We start from the raw sequence: 16,819 nt of genomic DNA, 5'->3' as shown, positions 1-16,819 counted from the left end.
ACCGCGAGCGCCGTCCAAGGGCGGGCGGCGCCGGAGGGAGGCCACGGAGATGACCCGTTACGCAGCGCCCGGCACCGAGGGCGCGATCGTCTCGTACGAGTCGCGCTACGACCACTTCATCGGCGGCGCGTACGTCCCGCCGGCCGGCGGCCAGTACTTCGAGAACCCGAGCCCCGTGAACGGCCGCCCCTTCACCGAGATCGCCCGCGGCACCGCCGAGGACGTCGAGCGTGCCCTGGACGCGGCGCACGCGGCGGCGCCCGCCTGGGGCCGCACCGCCCCGGCCGAGCGCGCCGACATCCTCAACAAGATCGCCGACCGGATGGAGGCGCATCTGGAGGAGCTGGCGGTCGCCGAGAGCTGGGAGAACGGCAAGCCGGTCCGCGAGACGCTGGCCGCCGACATCCCCCTCGCCATCGACCACTTCCGCTACTTCGCGGGGGCGCTGCGGGCGCAGGAGGGCTCGCTGAGCCAGCTCGACGAGGACACGGTGGCGTACCACTTCCACGAGCCGCTCGGGGTGGTCGGCCAGATCATCCCGTGGAACTTCCCGATCCTGATGGCCGCATGGAAGCTGGCGCCCGCGCTCGCGGCGGGCAACGCGGTGGTCCTCAAGCCCGCCGAGCAGACCCCGGCATCCGTGCACGTCTGGCTGGCCCTGGTCGCCGACCTCATCCCCGCGGGCGTGGTCAACATCGTCAACGGCTTCGGCGTGGAGGCGGGCAAACCACTGGCGTCGAGCCCGCGCGTGGCGAAGATCGCCTTCACGGGCGAGACGACGACGGGCCGCCTGATCATGCAGTACGCGTCGGAGAACATCCGCCCGGTGACGCTGGAGCTCGGCGGCAAGTCCCCGAACATCTTCTTCGACGACGTCTGGTCGGCGGACGACGACTTCCGCGACAAGGCGCTGGAGGGCTTCACGATGTTCGCCCTCAACCAGGGCGAGGTCTGCACGTGCCCGTCCCGGGCGCTGATCCAGCGCGGCCACTACGGCGAGTTCCTGGACGCGGGCATCGCCCGCACCGAGGCCATCGTGGCGGGCCACCCCCTGGACACCGACACGATGATCGGCGCCCAGGCCTCCAACGACCAGCTCCAGAAGATCCTCTCCTACCTGGACATCGGCCAGCAGGAGGGCGCGAAGATCCTGACGGGTGGTCAGCGGATCGAGTACGACGGCGAGCTGGCGGGCGGTTACTACGTCCAGCCCACGATCTTCGAGGGCGACAACCGCATGCGGATCTTCCAGGAGGAGATCTTCGGCCCGGTCGTCGCGGTGACGTCCTTCACGGACTTCGACGACGCGATCCGCACGGCGAACGACACCCTGTACGGCCTGGGCGCCGGCGTCTGGACCCGCGACGGCAGCCAGGCGTACCGCGCGGGCCGAGCGATCCAGGCGGGCCGCGTCTGGACGAACTGCTACCACGCCTACCCGGCGCACGCCGCCTTCGGCGGCTACAAGCAGTCGGGGATCGGGCGGGAGAACCACAAGATGATGCTGGATCACTATCAGCAGACGAAGAGCTTGCTGGTGAGCTACTCGGCTAAGAAGCTGGGCTTCTTCTAGAGGCCCAAGAAATGGCGCCTGACCTTGGGTTGTGCCGGTCAGGCGCCTTCCGCTCGGCCCCCTTGGAGCGAGACCCGGTCCATGTCCCGCCGCGGTTCTCCGACCTCGCCGCCCCGGGCAGCGGCGATATGTGACACGTGGGGGCTGCATGGATTGTGGAGAAACTCTGCACGCCTCGCACATCCCGGCCCGCCGCGCGTGGCTAGATTCACCGGTGTTGCAGACGGCATCTCTGATGAAAGGCGTGTCATGCGCAAGCCAATGGCGTTCCTGTCGGCGGTCTTCCTGGCAGTGGGCTTCCATACGGCCATGGCCCCGCAGGCCTCGGCGGCCGGCCCCAACTGGGGAGAGCTCTTCACACCGGTCGGCCCCGGCAGCTGGTACCCCGGCAAGTGCGCCACTCCCAAGGGCAACAGCACGGCCAACGGGACCATCATCACCCTGTGGACCTGTACGGGGGACGAACTACAGAAGTGGGACCGCGACGACTACCAGATCGTCCACAAGGCGAGCGGGAAGTGCCTGACCCCGCAGGGCGACGGGTACAACGTCAACGGCGCGGTGCTCACCCTCTGGCCGTGCGACAACAGCGGCAACAACCGCAGCCAGCAGTTCTGGTCGGACGACTGGTCCATCAAGACCAACTACTCGGACAAGTGCCTCACCAACAAGGGTGGTTCGTCCGGCAACGGCACCTACCTCACCCTGTGGACCTGCGCCTCGGACTCTCCGCCGGAGCAGCACTGGATGATGCGGTACTGACGGGCGGCACACCCGTTGACGGGGCCCCGGCCCGGTGGTCAGGGCGCGGCGGGCACGCGGGTTCAAGGACGGGCTCCGATCCCGGCCGGGTGTGATGCGGCAACGCGCCCGTGCGACAGGGGAAGTCGCCTGCTGTCCGGCCGCCGTGGGCCGGCGGACAGCAGGGCAGGCCATGTCCGCCCACGCGGCATGTGATGCCCTCTCGTGCGCCGGTCGGAGCAGGTAGACCCCCTGCTCGGCCGGTGTTCCTGGCTGTGACGAGCCTCATGACTTGCGGTACGGGCGGGGGGTTTCCAGCTCCGCCGAGACCACGTACATCGGTGGGCGCCCTCAGGTATGCGGGCGATCCATTCATCGCAGATCTGTTGGCCGCACCAGGTGTGCGGACCCACTCAGTAGACGCCCGCACCGGCGGGGGCAGCCCCGTGAGGGGCTTGGTCCCACCGGTCGGGTGAACTCGGCTGCGCCCGAGCGGGCACAGCCCCTCACCGACGAGACACGGGGGAGTTCTCTCTTGAGATCCATCCGACGGGCATGCATACCGGTAGCCGCGGTGGCCGCCTGTGCGGCCTTGACCGGGGGCCTGCTCCAAGCCGCCCCTGCGGCCGCCGCGCCAACCCCCTCCACCGGGGATGCCCCGCCACCCGCCGCCGCCGGGCGTGTGGACAGTCCGGACGAGACACTGGGCAAGGGCTGGAAGACCTCCGAGGACCGCGCTGTGACCGGCGCGGCCGACGCCAGGGCCTTCAAGATACTTGTCGCCGACGAGGCGAAGGCGTACGAGTGGAAGACGGTCGCCGCGCTGGCGGAGCCGGGAGTGCCCGCCGACTCGTGGATCGGCAACCAGTGCGTCATGGACGACTCCCATGTCGCCGCTGTGTATGCCCCGCGCGCGTTCACGAACAAGCCCGACCTCATGCAGGGCGGCGCGTTCACGGCGATCGTGAACACCAGGACGGGTGAGGTGACGAAGCTGCCGTTCACCGCCACGCTCGCCTACTTCGACCCCACCTGTAACACCACCACGCACACGGCCGCCTTCACCCAGTACCGCGACATGAACGACGTGGCGCAGGTGAAGACGCAGGTGATCACCGTGGACACGGCCGGCACCACCGTCGTGAAGACGGGTGAGCTGCGCGGGCAGGTGTCGTCGGCGGCGCCGGTGAAGGGCGGTGTCGTCGCCGGTCTGGGCCGCGATCTCGTCCGGATCGACGGCAAGGGGAAGATCCGCCGACTCGCCAGGGGCGACAGCATCCCCTTCGACATCCGCCCCATGGCAGGGGACCGGATCGGCTTCGTGGACCGCAAGGACACGAAGACGGCACAGGCCAAGGTGTACGGCGGCAGCGGTGAGCCGCTCACGGTCGCCACCGGGCCCCTGGGCGACCTGGAGCTGGTGTCCGGCGCGCAGGGCCGTGTCTTCCTCACCGGCCGTCCCCAGAACGTCAAGGTGGAGGGGAGCGGAGTCACCCGGCTCGACGCGCCGGCCGACACCGACGTCTCCTCCCACGGTCGCCTCGCCGTCGCTCCCGTACTCACGCCCGGTGTCCGCGCCGGACTGACCCGGATCAGGGCGGCCGGGAAGGACTTCGACAGGCCGGCCGAGCCCGAGGCGGGTGTGCGTGCCCGCTCCGGGACGGCCCCCGAGACGTCGGACGACGACACCACGATCACGGTCACGTCGACCGTCACGGCGACGGGCAAGGAGGTCCAGCAGCGGGTCGCACCGGCGCGGCAGAGCCCCGTCGAGGGCCTGTCCCCTGCACTGACCGGCGACGCCAAGCCGCGTACGCTGCCCCGTGCGGCCGCGGCCGCGCCCGACTCCCACGACCCCCGTGACACCGACCGCTGGTGCTCCGTCTCCCGTAACGACATGAGCGTGCAGGCGCTGCAGCCGACGTCCAACCAGGTCGAGTGGGCGGTGGACATGGCCGTACGCGGCGAGCTGCGCAGCAATTGGATCCGTCAGGGCGACTACCGCGGCCAGGCCGGGCTCCTTTCGATCGACCCGCAGGGCCTGTTCCCCCGCCCGGAGCTGAAGGGAGGCGGCCGGATCCCCGCCAACGTGCTGCTCGGCATCCTGGCGCAGGAGTCCAACCTGTGGCAGGCCGAGTCCGGCGCGGTCCCCGGCCAGATGGGCAGCCCGCTGGCAGCCGTGGACGGCTACTACGGCCACAGCACGAAGGACACCCTGCTCGGCTACTGGCGCATCAACTGGGACAAGTCCGACTGCGGTTACGGCGTCGGCCAGGTCACCGACGGCATGCGTCTGAAGGGGCACGAGAAGACCGGCGAAACGAGCCTTGAGCCGGCGCTGCAGAAGGCGATCGCCGTCGACTACGCCACCAACATCGCCGCCTCCATGAAGATCCTCACCGACAAGTGGAACGAGGTGCACGCCGACGGGCAGAAGATCACCGTCAACAACGACGATCCCTCCCGCGTGGAGAACTGGTTCACGGCGGCCTGGAACTACAACCTCGGCTTCAACCCCAAATCGGCGGCCGGCCAGAACGGCGGCAGCTGGGGCCTGGGCTGGTACAACAACCCCGCCAACCCCATGTACAAGAAGGGCGCCTGGGACCACCCGTTCATGGATGTGAGCCTCAACTCGAACAACATCCGTGACGCGGCTACCCCGCAGTACTGGCCGTACGAGATGAAGGTGATGGGCTGGTCCGCCTGGTCCATCGACACCGGCTTCTCCTACGGCACCGACGGCCGCCAGGACTGGAAGGGCGAATCGGGGTTCAACTCCGCCGGCTTCAACCCCGCCTGGTGGACCACCGTCCCCGACCGCTCCCGCGTCAGCCCGCCGATCAGCACCTTCTGCAATACGAAGAACAACTGCAACCCCGCCAGCCCGGTCGACTGCCCGGACGAGGCCTGCTACCGGCAGTTCTGGTGGAACCAGGAGAACGCGACGTGGAAGCCCGACTGTGACCAGACGTGCGGGCACGAGAACATCAAGTACCAGACCCTGCGCGCCGAGCCCGGCCGGGGCTACCGGCTGAAGAACGGCACTCCGGTGTGCGCCGGCACCCCGGCGGGCTCCGACGTCGTCACCTCCATCCCCACCGGCACACCGACGTGGTCGGCTTGCGGGGCGGCGGCGTCGACGGGCACGTTCCAGTTCACCTTCCATCCCGACTGGGACCAGCACTACGAGGCGAAGGCCGATCTGCATGCGATCGGCGGCGGCCACGGCGGCCACTTCTGGTACACCCACACCCGTGACGAGAACCACCTCGGCGGCGACGGCAACCGGATGACGATCGGAGGCGAGTGGACGGCGGGCAAGACGTACGACCTCGCAGCCGTCTACGCCTACATCCCCGACACCGGAGCGCAGACCAAGGACGCGAAGTACGTCATCAGCGGCGCTGTCGGCGGCCCGTACGAGCGGTACGTCGACCAGGACGCGAACAACGGCCAGTGGGTGCCGCTGGGCGCGTACAAGTTCACCTCCACGCCGAAGGTGACACTGACGAACTACTCGAAGGGGGCCACCGCCGACCGCGACATCGCCTGGAACTCCGTCGCCTTCAAGCCGATCAAGGGCAGGTTCGTCCAACGCTCCCTGACAGCGGCCGCGATCTTCGACCCGAACCAGGAGCTGAACTCCAACTGGCCGGTGTCGACGGAGATCAACTCGCCCGTGCGGTCCATGAAGGCCCTCTACGACTGGGGGCTGGGCCTGGCCGACAAGGGGCCGCTGTGGAACAACCCGGAGGGAGCCGACGCCCGCGGTCTGTCCTCCGAGGCGCGCTGCCCGACGGCCCAGGCCGTGGGCGAGTGCACGGGGCAGCAGACGTGGGACGCGGCCGATCAGTGGGCCAAGGACATCAGGGCGGGCGGGTCGGCTCCGCGCGCAGACGGCTCCGCCCCCGCGATGTCGATTCCCGTATGGATGGCCATGTCCAACCTGCGTCCGGACGTGTCCAAGCCCGCCTCCGAGGCGTACCGGGACCCGAACAGCTACAAGATCAAGTCTGATGTGAACGTGACGTTCGTGGTCGGCGAGGACGGGAAGATCGTTGACGGCAGTGCCGGGTCGAACTACCGGGCCCGCGTCGGCAACGCCCATCTGCCCCACTTCGTGACCAAGATCATGAAGACGATCGAGGCGGACTACGGGATTCCGGCGCCGGACATCGACTACACCACCCAGGACGCGCTGGAATACGGCAACGTCCACACCTCCCACCCCTACACGGACGGGGACACTCCGGGCCAGGCATACTTCCCGCACTTCCGCGGGGCACGCATCGACGACGCCAAGCAGTGCGTCGACTTCCGTGCCGTCGGCGGCGGTGTGCACGGCTACCGCGCCATGATCGGCCACAAGTCGATCAACGACAACGTCAAGGCGTGGGTGGACAAGGTCAACGCGAGCCTGAAGGCCAACCACGCGGTGAAGCGGTTCGCCGGAGACGTCTACGCGATGTTCTTCAAGAACTCCGGGTCCTGGAACAACAACATGGGCGGCTCCATGATCGGCAATGCGCCTCCGATCTGGCAGGACATCGCTGCGGCCTTCTGCGCCGACGGGTCCGTGAAGCCGATGCACCTGCAGAGGAACAGCGACGCCACTCCGTCCAACGGCATCGTCTTCCAGTCCTACATGCCCGACCTGTACCTGTACGTCGACGACCAGCTGACCGACAACCTCGGCCGCCCGTCGAACCACCGGATCAACGGCGGAGACTGGAGGAACTTCTCCAACTTCCCCGCCACCGCTCCCAACGGCAACGCCTATGCAACCTGCTCGGCGGCCACCCGTGGCAGTGGCGGCAACCCGTGGGGGGTCGACGCCCCGGCACCGATCATCGGTGACGGCCCGGGAAACCGGCCGAACAAGGTGGTCCACTGCGACGACCCGGCCAACGAGTTCACTGCCCCTCTCACCCGGTGACCGTGTCGGCCATCGCGTGATGTAATGCGAGGAGAGGGGGGCGGCCGTTACAGGCCACCCCCCTTTTTCTCCTCGTGCACACCATCGGAGAACTCCTCATGGGCATCCTGTACGTCGCCTTCTTCGCCGCGATCCTCTACCTCGTGCCGGTGACCCTGCTGTGCCGGAGGATCGCGAGCAGGACCACGGCACGGACGGGCTGGGCCATGGCCTTCCTGCTGATCGTCCTCCCGGTCGTCCTGCTGACGACCGGCGCGATGATCGATGCGGCGAGAGCCGTCACATGACCGGGCAGACGTCCGCGCACTCCTACCTGGTGGGAGGGGCAGCCGGATCGCGGTGATGCGGGTGCCGCTTGGGGCCGCCTCTTCGTTCCCGGCCCGGTCGGTCGCGGTCGACTTCAGACGTGCGGGGCTGCTGGACAGTTGGTGCCGTACTGAAGGACCGGGCGGCTGCGCGGTGTTCGCCGGGGGTGATCCCGTACGTGTTCCGGAACGCACGGCCGAAAGCGGTGGCGCTGGCGAAACCCCAGCGGGCGGCTATGGCCTCGACGGTGCGGTGGTCCGACTCGGGGCGGGCCAGGTCGGCGTGGCAGCGGGGCCGTCCGTGTGGTTTTTCCTGGTCAACGGGGGTGCAACCGCTGTAGCCCCGATCCCCTCACCCCTCCGCCGACCAGAACTCCGACCGTTCCGTAGGCCGGAGTTGCTCCGCCCGAGGGCCCCCGGGCTGCCCCGGCGTACCAGCCGGATACGTCATCGCCGAGTCCCGCGCGCAGCCGAAGCTCGCGCTGATGAACACGTTCCCCACGCTTCCCACCTGCAGCGACACGCTGAAACCGTCCGGGCGGGTGGCGCGGAGCCAGGGCATCGACTCGTCGTTGCGCACGCTCGTGACCTTGAAGCCCTGCTGCTCCCAGTGGCGCTGGACCACGCCCAGGAGGCTGCCGCGGCGGTGGGGGGCTACCACCGTCAGGAGGTTGCGGCTGCGGGTGACCGTCGTCCTGCCCGTCGGCTCGTTGAGGTCGGTGCTGCACGCCTCCCGCATGGGGGCGCCGTACGCCCACTTCACCGGCGGCCGGATCGCCGCCAGTGTGTCGTCCAGGATCTTCTCCGAGCCCTCGCCCGCCTGCTGCATGTCCATCGTCGATGCCTTCTGCGTCTGTCGTACCGACTGGTCGCTCTTCGCCTGCCCGGCTCCGTCCGGCTCGCACGCCGTCAGCGCCGCCAGGACCGTCATCACGAACACGCAACCCACCCCCCGCCTCATCGCGGTGCCGTCGTCTTGATCTGGTCGCCGTGGCCCGTCACCACGCTCGCGATGTTGGGGAGGGAGTCGCCGCCCGCGTCGGGGTCGAAGTAGATCGAGTGCGCGGGGAGGTCACCCGTCGCCAAGCCCGTCAGGCCCGTGTCCTTGCCCGGGGCCACGGCGAAGTGGTGGCCGCCGAAGTGGTTGTCCGCGGGGTCCGTGCCGAACCAGTTCTTCTTCGGGCCGTACTCGCTTCCCGGTGCCACGTACTCCAGGAGGTTCGGCGACGGGAGATAGGTGACCTGGTCGTTCTCCGCCGCGCCTATGTACACATGGTCCGCCCCCACCCCCAGGTCGGACGCCTTGTTCACGCCCACGCCGGGGCTGCCGACCAGGACCACGTCGTCCGCCGGGATACCGCCGGGCTGCTGTGTCGCCTGGCCCACCGTGAGCGAGCCGTACGAGTGGCCGATGGCGGTCACATGCGGCGAGCCGGACTCGTGGGTGGCTCTGAGGCCGCTCAGGAACCTGTCGTACGCCGGAGCTCCCGCCTTCGCGTCGTCCTTGCTCATCACGTCCGTCGCCGACCACGAGAAACTGTCGAGCTGCGGACAGTCGTAGCCCAGCCACACCATCGAGGAGGTCGTGGTGTCGGGGTACATCTTGTTCGCCATGGTCGCCACGTTCCGGGCCCGGTCCACGTCCGACGCCGCGAAGTGGCCGCTCAGCTTGGTGTTGAGCCCCGGTACGTACGCGGAGACGTTCTTCGACGTGTCCGGGTTGCCGAAGGCGACGATGGCCCGGCCCTTGCCCTCCGAGCCGATGCCCAGCAGGTACGGGCGCGGCTCGCCCTCCGCCGCCAGCTGCTTCTTGATGCCCTGAAGCCCATCGATCTTGTCCTTGAGGGCCTTCGCCTTGTCGCCGTCCGCGCCCGCGTACTCCGCCTCCAGGCTGTTCAGCAGCATCGGCAGATACGTCCGGTTGGCCTTGTCGCGGTCGGCGGCCGGGATGCCGTCGCGGTTGCCGATCTGCTGCGGGTAGTCCTGGATCAGCTCGGCCTGGAGGCTGGGGGACAGCTGCGCCCACCACTGCTGTACGGCGGCGGGTGAGCCCTTGGCGTCCGGCATGCCGAGCTCGTGCAGCAGCTCGCGGTTGAGCTCGTCCGCCTTCGCCAGCTCCACGAAACCCGCGCTCCAGTCGCCCTTCGCGCAGCGGTTGGCCGCGTCGGTGAAGAGCTTGACGGCCGCCGCGTACTCCTTGTCGGCCTTCTGCGCCGCCGTCAGGGCGTCGCCTATGCGGTCGGCGTACCCCTGCGCGCGGGTGGCCTGGTCGCGCTGCATCATCGCCACGTCGCCTGGCTTCATCCCGGCGGTGTCGACGCTCGGCGCGGTGACCTTGCCGTCGTCCGCGACGCTGTACCCGGCCCCCGTGGCGTCCGCGATCGCGTTCGTCAGCTTGCCCTGCTGCGCGGCGAACTCCTCACCGCACGCCCTCAACACCGTTCCCACGGCGTCGAGTTCCTTCTTCGCCACCACCAGGTCGCGCTGCATCCGGGCGAGCCGGTCGGCGGCGGACTCGGCGGCGATCCCGCCCCAGTTGCCCTGCTGGAGGGGCTGGTGCAGATACTTGCCGCAGTCGGCGGTGTGGGTGGCGAACTTCTCCGCCAGCTTGTCCCAGGCGTCCCCCGCGTCCGTCAGCAGAAGCGGTTTGGCGTCCCGGAGTTGCGAGACCCTCATGCGTCAGTGCCCTCCGTTCGACGGCGGCGGGAGGGTCACTCCCGGGTAGGGGGTGTACGAGCTGTGCGCCCCCGGCGCCGTGACGCCCGGCGCGTACGGGGTGTACGGACCGAAGCCCAGGAAGGACTTCCCGCGCTCGTGGTCCTCCCGGACGAAGCTCGTACTGGACGAGCCGACCGCGTCCGCCGCCCCCTCGACCATGCCCGCCAGCGAGCGCAGCGCCTTCGCCCACGCCTCCAGGCAGTCGTCGATCGCCTTGGCCGTCTCGAATCCGGCGAGACCCGCCACCGCCGCGTCCGTCGGCGTGTACAGGGTCTTGATCTCGTCGGGGATGTCCTTGGCCACCTTGCGGGCCGAGTCGCCGGCCTTCTGGACTTCACCCGGTGTGATCCAGAAGCCCCGTGTGGGACCACCGATCGGTGTGGACATGACGCTCGCCCCTCCCCCTTGCTGATCTTCTTTCCGGCACGCTATAGGGCGAATTCAGGCCAGCCATGAGTACGCGTACTCAATCGTGATCATCCATGTGCTCGGCGACGCACCCAGAGGCCCCGAGGTTCCAACGCCCCGAACCAGGACGCCTCATCGGCCCGACACCCCACCGTGAAATTTGCCATTCAAGATCTTGATGTTTGTTCATGCCCATGCCAGATTCGGCGCAGCACCACCTGGGTCAACGGCGGAGTTCGTCCCGAACACGCCGGAACAGCTGCGGGGAGAGGCCACCACCATGCCGGTTCGACACGCCCCCGGGGACCGTCTCGCGATGGAGAGGCGGACCATCGAAGCCGTCCCGGACACCGAGCGGCACGGCACGCCGCGCAGCCAGTTCACCCTGTGGTTCGGCGCCAACATGCAGATCACCGCGATCGTCGACGGCGCGCTGTCGGTCGTCTTCGGGGCCGACGCGCTGTGGGCGATACCCGCGCTGCTGATCGGCAACGTGCTCGGCGGGATCGTGATGGCGCTGCACTCCGCGCAGGGGCCGCGGCTCGGCGTACCGCAGATGATCTCCAGCCGCGCGCAGTTCGGCGTCTACGGCGCGGTGCTGCCCCTGGTGTTGGTGATCCTCATGTACCTCGGCTTCGCCGCGACCGGCAGTGTGCTGGCCGGGCAGGCGGTGTCCGAGATGCTGCACATCAACACGGATGCCGGGATCCTCGTCTTCGGGGCGCTGACCGCCGTGGTCGCCGTCACCGGCTACCGCCTCATCCATATCGCGGGCCGCATCGCGACCGTCGTCGGCGCGCTCGGCCTCGGTTATCTGCTGGTGCGGCTGTTCACGCAGTACGACGTCGGCGCGCACGTCGGCAACAAGGGCTTCGAGGCGGCGACCTTCCTGCTCGCGGTGGGTCTCGGGGCCGGATGGCAGCTGACCTTCGGCCCGTACGTCGCCGACTACTCGCGCTATCTGCCCCGCGACACCAGCACGCGCGCGACGTTCTGGTCCACCTTCGCCGGCTCCGTCATCGGGTCCCAGTGGGCCATGACGCTGGGCGCGCTGACCGCGGCCGTCGCGGGCAAGGCGTTCCTGCCCGACCAGGTGGGTTTCCTCGGTGATCTGGCGGGCCCGGCGTTCCTGGCGTTCCTCATCTACCTGGTGATCGTGGTCGGGAAGCTGACCGTCAACTGCCTGAACGCGTACGGCGGTTTCATGTCGATCCTGACCACCGTCACCGCGTTCGACCGCCGCTCGCGCATCTCGGCCGCCGTACGCGCCGCCTACATCGTCGGCTTCATCGCCGTGTCGATGGTCATCGCGCTCGCCGCCAGCGACGACTTCCTGACCAACTTCAAGAACTTCGTCCTGCTGCTTCTGACCGTGTTCACGCCGTGGAGCGCGATCAACCTGGTCGACTACTACCTGCTCTCCCGCGAACGCGTCGACATCCCTGCCCTGTACGACCCGGACGGCCGCTACGGGCGCTGGAACGTCACCGCGCTGACCTGCTATGTCGTCGGCGTGGCCGTGCAGGTCCCGTTCCTGGCCACCAAGTTGTACACCGGCGCGATCACCAAGAAGCTCGACGGCGCCGACATCTCGTGGATCGTGGGCCTGGTGATCACCTCGGCCCTGTACTGGCTGTGGGCGCGGCGCACCGCCAACCCGCCCTCGGAGACCATCCATCCGGCCGCCACCGAGAGCGGCGGACAGGCGGCGACGCCAGTCGCCTGACCTCGCGTCACTCCGTCGGCATGACATCCGCCCACAGGGCGGCGGCGTCGGCCGAGAGCGGTGTGACCGCTCCGGCCGATGCCTCGTCTGCGTCCCACCACAGACCCTGACCCGACGTCAGGACAGGCCCGTGTGCGTCGGCCTGCCAGCGGCCACGCAGCACATAGAGCACCCCCGCGTGCCCCGCGCGGGGTGCGACCGGGCCCCCGACCCGGTCCACGGTCGCCGTCCAACGGCCGCGCCGCACCATGAGGTTGAGCACCCGGCAGGGGCCGCCCGGCAGTTCGGCGTCGAGCGCGAGGTCGCCCGAGAACCCGAACGGCTCCCCCGCACGCGCCAGCAGCCGGTCGAACTCCCCGGGGCAGATCAGCCGCACACCGTCTCCGGTGAGCAGGGTGAGCGTCCGGTCCACACCCGGGAACGCCGAGAACGGCCCGTCCCGGTTGATGTCGGCGACGCTCGCGCGCCACCCGAAGTCCTCGGCGCCCGTCGGCCGTGAGGTGATCTCCCTGGTCGCGCCGCCGCCGTTGCGCCACCGTCCCGCGGGCAGTGTCTCCACATCGAAGTGGTGCATGAGTGTGGGCTCCTTCCCGATCTTGTGGCGATGGTACGCGTCGAAGGGCCACGGGCCGGACGGCAACGGCTTCCCTCCGGGGTGCGGATACGGCCAAGTGGAAGGGCACGTACCGATCGCGGGGGCGCCGGACCCCGAAAGGCGCGCTGGGCCTGTCCTGGACCGCGATCCGCAGGAGCCGCCGTGCGCAGGTGTCGCACAAGGATCGCCCGGCCGTCACACAGCGGTCACACCACTGTCGCGGCCCCATCGCACTCGACGACTTCGGGATGGCTTGAACCCACGTACCTCAATCCCCCACTCCCGTACCGCCGTTGATCACGTCACATACTGCGCTGACCGACCGGGCGAGCGCCCTTGCGCCCCTGGCCGGAGATGACCACCCGACCTCATCCCAAGCTCCTGGGGGAGACTTGCGCGCACACAGGCACAGAGCACGCGCCTTCACCGTCGCGGCGGCCACTTCGGTGGCCCTCGTGGCGGGCATGACCGGCCCCGCGGCTGCCGTCGCCGCGAACACGACGACCACACCGGACACCCCACGGCTCAACGGCACTCAGCGGATCCAGCTCATCACGGGCGACCACGTGAGAGTCGGCACCCAGGGCCAGGTGGTGGGCTTCGAGCCCGCCAAGGGCCGTGAGCGCATACCCGTACAGGTGCAGCGCATCAAGGACCGCACGCTGGTGGTGCCCAGCGACGCTCAGCGCCTGATCGCCACGGGCAGGCTGGACCAGCGGCTCTTCGACGTCACCGCGCTCACCGACCCGCTGCTGCGCGAGAGCCACCGCGACGGGCTCAAGCTGATCGTGCAGTATGCCGGGGGCGCCGGTGCCGCGCGGGCCGCCGTGCGTGCGGCCGGTGACACCCAGGTGCGGCGCACGTTCCCCACCATCAACGCCGACGCCATCCGTACGTCGCGGGACGACGTGGCCACGGTGTGGGCGGCGCTGACCAGCCCGCAGAAGAGCGGCGTACGCGCCACCGCCTCCGGCATCGACAAGGTGTGGCTGGACGGGGTACGCACGGCGAGCCTGGACCGCAGCGTCCGGCAGATCGGCGCCGACAAAGCGTGGGAGGCCGGGTACGACGGCAAGGGCGTCAAGATCGCCGTCCTCGACACCGGCGTCGACAAGACCCACGACGACCTCAAGGACCAGGTCGTCGGGGAGAAGAACTTCTCCTCCTCGCCCGACACCGCGGATCACGTCGGACACGGCACGCACGTCGCCTCGATCGCCGCCGGCACCGGCGCCAAGTCGGGCGGCAAGTACAAGGGTGTCGCCCCCGGCGCCAAGATCATCAGCGGCAAGGTGCTGAACGACGGGGGCCGCGGGGACGACTCCGGCATCATCGCGGGCATGGAGTGGGCCGCCGCCGAGGGCGCGGACGTGGTCAACCTCAGCCTCGGCAGCCCGGACTCCCCCGGCGTGGACCCGATGGAGGCGATGGTCGACAAGCTGTCCGCCGAGAAGGGGATCCTGTTCGCGATCGCGGCGGGCAACGAGGGCGAGGGCGGCGAGTCGACGCTGGGCTCGCCGGGCAGTGCGGACGCCGCGCTGACCGTCGGCGCCGTCGACAGGGACGACAGGCTGGCGCCGTTCTCCAGCATCGGCCCGCGCACCGGCGACGGCGCCGTCAAGCCGGACGTCACCGCGCCCGGCGTCGCCATCGCCGCGGCGGCCGCCGCGGGCAGTGCGATCGACACCGACCCCGCCACGCCCCACCCGGCCCCGGGCTACCTCCAGATCGACGGCACCTCCATGGCCACCCCGCATGTAGCGGGCGCGGCCGCGATCCTGAAGCAGCGGCATCCGGACTGGAGGTCGGCCGAGCTCAAGGGCGCGCTGACCGCGTCCGCCAAGGGCGGCGACTACACCGTCTTCCAGCAGGGTTCGGGCCGCGTGCAGGTCGACAAGGCGCTGTCCCAGAGCGTGATCGCCGACCCGGTCTCGCTGAGCTTCGGCGTCGCGCAGTGGCCGCACACCGACGACCGGCCGCTCACCAAGAAGGTCGGCTACCGCAACCTCGGGACCAGCGACGTCACCCTCGATCTGGCGGTGTCCGCGCTGGACCCGGCGGGCAGGCCCGCCCCTGCCCGGTTCTTCGCGCTCGGCGCCACCAAGGTGACCGTGCCCGCGGGCGGCAGGGCCGAAGTGGACCTGACTGCCGACACCCGTCTCGGTGACGCCGACGGCACCTACTCGGGCTATGTCACCGCCACCGGCGGAGGCCAGTCCGTCCGCACGGCCGCGGCGGCGGTCCGTGAGGCGGAGTCCTACGACGTGACGCTGAGGACCGTCGACCGCGACGGCACCGACGCCCGGAACTTCTCCAACAGCCTGATCGGCACCTCCGGCCCCGGCAAGGGCTTCCAGGCCCGGGTCGACAACGAGCCGGGCACGCACAAGATCCGCGTGCCCAAGGGCTCGTACATGTTCAACGCGGCCGTCTACCAGGACCCGTCGGACCTCGCCAAGGGCACCGACTGGATCGCCCAGCCGAAGCTGGACGTCTTCGCGGACACCACGGTCACCGCCGACGCGCGCACCGCCAAGCCGGTGGACCTCACTGTGCCCGGCCTCGACAAGGCGGACTTCGGGGGCACGTACTACGAGCTCGCGAAGACCGACATCGGCCGCGTGGGCAACGGCTGGGTGCTGCGAGGTTTCACCGACTTCCGCACCGCCCACCTGGGTCCGGCCGTCACCGACGGCTCGCTCCTGCAGACCTGGGACGCGCACTTCCTCAAGGGCGACACCGCCCAGTACTCGGTGGCCTTCGGCGGGAAGACGCAGAAGGTCGCGACCGGCTACACCAGGCACGTGAAGGCGAACGAGCTGGCGACGCTCAAGGCCGACGTCGGTGCCTCCGCGCCCGGGAAGACCACACTCACCTCCCCCTTCGCCCATCTGCCGGGCGCACCGGAGGGCAACGGCTTCTCCGCGCCGCAGCCGACGCCGGGCACGCGCACCTACTACGTGTCCACTGCCGACGGCGTCAAGTGGCAGACGAAGTCCGACCAGTTGGGCGAGCCCGACAAGTGGGGCTACCCGGCCTTCGACGGCTCGTACGAGACGTCCGAGCCGAAGCGCTACGAGGCGGGCAGGACGTATCAGGAGACGTTCAACACCGGTGTGTTCGGCCCGCTCCTGGGCGAGAAGGCGGGCGTCTTCCGCACGGCACCCGACCCGGCCACGGGTGAGCAGCAGCTCGTCGGCGCCGTGCCCCTGTTCGCCGACGGCAAGGGGCACCCGGGCATCTCGGCGTACACCTCGGCCACGTCGGTGCTCTACCGCGACGGCGTCAAGGTGGGCGAGAACGACGACCCTCTGACCGGCCAGAAGCCCTTCACGGTCGACTCCGCCGATGCCGAGTACCGGCTGACGACCTCCGTCGAGCGCTTGGCGAAGGTCTCCGCGGTCTCCACTCGTATCGACGCCAGCTTCACGTTCCGCTCCCAGCGGGTCGCGGCGACCACGGCTCTGCCGGTGTCCACGGTCCGCTTCACGGCCCCCGTCGACCTCGCCTCGCGCGCCCCGGCGGGCAGGACGGTCCAGATCCCGGTGACCGTGCAGGGCGCGGCGGCCGGGAAGGACCTCAGGTCGCTCGCTGTGTCCGTGAGCTACGACGACGGGAAGACCTGGCAGCTCGTAAAGGTCGAGAACGGCAGGATCTCCGTGAAGAACCCGGCGAAGGACAGGGCCGTCTCGTTCCGCGCCGACGTCACGGACAAGCAGGGCAACAAGTCGACACTGACGATCCACCACGCGTACTACGGGAAGTGATGGTGCCCGGGTGACGGGCTGGGCGTGACGACTGCGTGCTGGGAGGC

11 protein-coding genes are annotated in these 16,819 nt (G+C 69.5%); 6 read left to right on the top strand and 5 right to left on the bottom strand.

All coding sequences use genetic code 11. From position 1 onward, the window contains the following. Positions 1-49 precede the first annotated feature (49 nt). The 4 genes from BX283_RS33990 (at position 50) to BX283_RS33975 (ending at position 7,540) form a co-directional block, all read left to right on the top strand. The gene (locus BX283_RS33990) at positions 50-1,573 is read left to right on the top strand and encodes an aldehyde dehydrogenase family protein (RefSeq protein WP_101391244.1); all 1,524 of its coding nucleotides are present in this window, start codon (positions 50-52) and stop codon (positions 1,571-1,573) included. Positions 1,574-1,822: 249 nt separating this feature from the next. After that, complete coding sequence (locus BX283_RS33985) at positions 1,823-2,335, top strand: RICIN domain-containing protein (RefSeq protein WP_180357332.1); 513 nt, start codon at positions 1,823-1,825, stop codon at positions 2,333-2,335. A gap of 661 nt (positions 2,336-2,996) precedes the next feature. Beyond that, complete coding sequence (locus BX283_RS33980; RefSeq protein ID WP_101391242.1) at positions 2,997-7,253, top strand: hypothetical protein; 4,257 nt, start codon at positions 2,997-2,999, stop codon at positions 7,251-7,253. Positions 7,254-7,327: 74 nt separating this feature from the next. After that, positions 7,328-7,540 carry a hypothetical protein gene (locus BX283_RS33975; protein WP_143676525.1) on the top strand — a complete coding sequence of 71 codons (213 nt, stop codon included), beginning with the start codon at positions 7,328-7,330 and terminating at the stop codon, positions 7,538-7,540. Positions 7,541-7,562: 22 nt separating this feature from the next. On the opposite strand, the gene BX283_RS33970 is transcribed toward BX283_RS33975, so the two are convergent. From BX283_RS33970 to BX283_RS33955, 4 genes are all read right to left on the bottom strand, one after another. Then, positions 7,563-7,835, bottom strand: a complete 273-nt coding sequence (locus BX283_RS33970) for a helix-turn-helix domain-containing protein (RefSeq protein WP_101392739.1) — start codon at positions 7,833-7,835, stop codon at positions 7,563-7,565. Between the two features lie 75 nt (positions 7,836-7,910). Beyond that, a complete protein-coding gene (locus BX283_RS33965; protein WP_257584430.1) occupies positions 7,911-8,489 on the bottom strand; it encodes a hypothetical protein in 579 nt (192 codons plus the stop codon). 26 nt (positions 8,490-8,515) lie between these two features. Continuing rightward, complete coding sequence (locus BX283_RS33960) at positions 8,516-10,234, bottom strand: alpha/beta hydrolase family protein (RefSeq protein WP_257584054.1); 1,719 nt, start codon at positions 10,232-10,234, stop codon at positions 8,516-8,518. A 3-nt stretch (positions 10,235-10,237) separates the two neighbouring features. Then, positions 10,238-10,663 carry a WXG100 family type VII secretion target gene (locus BX283_RS33955; protein WP_101391240.1) on the bottom strand — a complete coding sequence of 142 codons (426 nt, stop codon included), beginning with the start codon at positions 10,661-10,663 and terminating at the stop codon, positions 10,238-10,240. Between the two features lie 337 nt (positions 10,664-11,000). Here BX283_RS33955 and BX283_RS33950 point away from each other — a divergent pair, with 337 nt between their 5' ends. After that, positions 11,001-12,410, top strand: coding sequence for a cytosine permease (locus BX283_RS33950; protein WP_257584053.1), 1,410 nt, complete (start codon positions 11,001-11,003; stop codon positions 12,408-12,410). Positions 12,411-12,417: 7 nt separating this feature from the next. On the opposite strand, the gene BX283_RS33945 is transcribed toward BX283_RS33950, so the two are convergent. Beyond that, entirely contained in the window at positions 12,418-12,984 is a 567-nt protein-coding gene (locus tag BX283_RS33945; RefSeq protein ID WP_101392736.1) for a HutD family protein, read from the bottom strand. Positions 12,985-13,469: 485 nt separating this feature from the next. Between BX283_RS33945 and BX283_RS33940 the strand changes: the two genes are divergently transcribed. Beyond that, positions 13,470-16,772: a S8 family serine peptidase gene (locus BX283_RS33940; protein ID WP_101392735.1), complete on the top strand. Its 3,303-nt coding sequence runs from the start codon at positions 13,470-13,472 to the stop codon at positions 16,770-16,772. The last annotated feature ends 47 nt before the right edge of the window (positions 16,773-16,819 follow it).

This window comes from Streptomyces sp. TLI_146 (assembly GCF_002846415.1).
Lineage (GTDB): Bacteria > Actinomycetota > Actinomycetes > Streptomycetales > Streptomycetaceae > Streptomyces.
The sequence above is the reverse complement of the archived record's forward strand: the minus strand, read 5'-3'. Positions and strand labels throughout refer to the sequence as shown.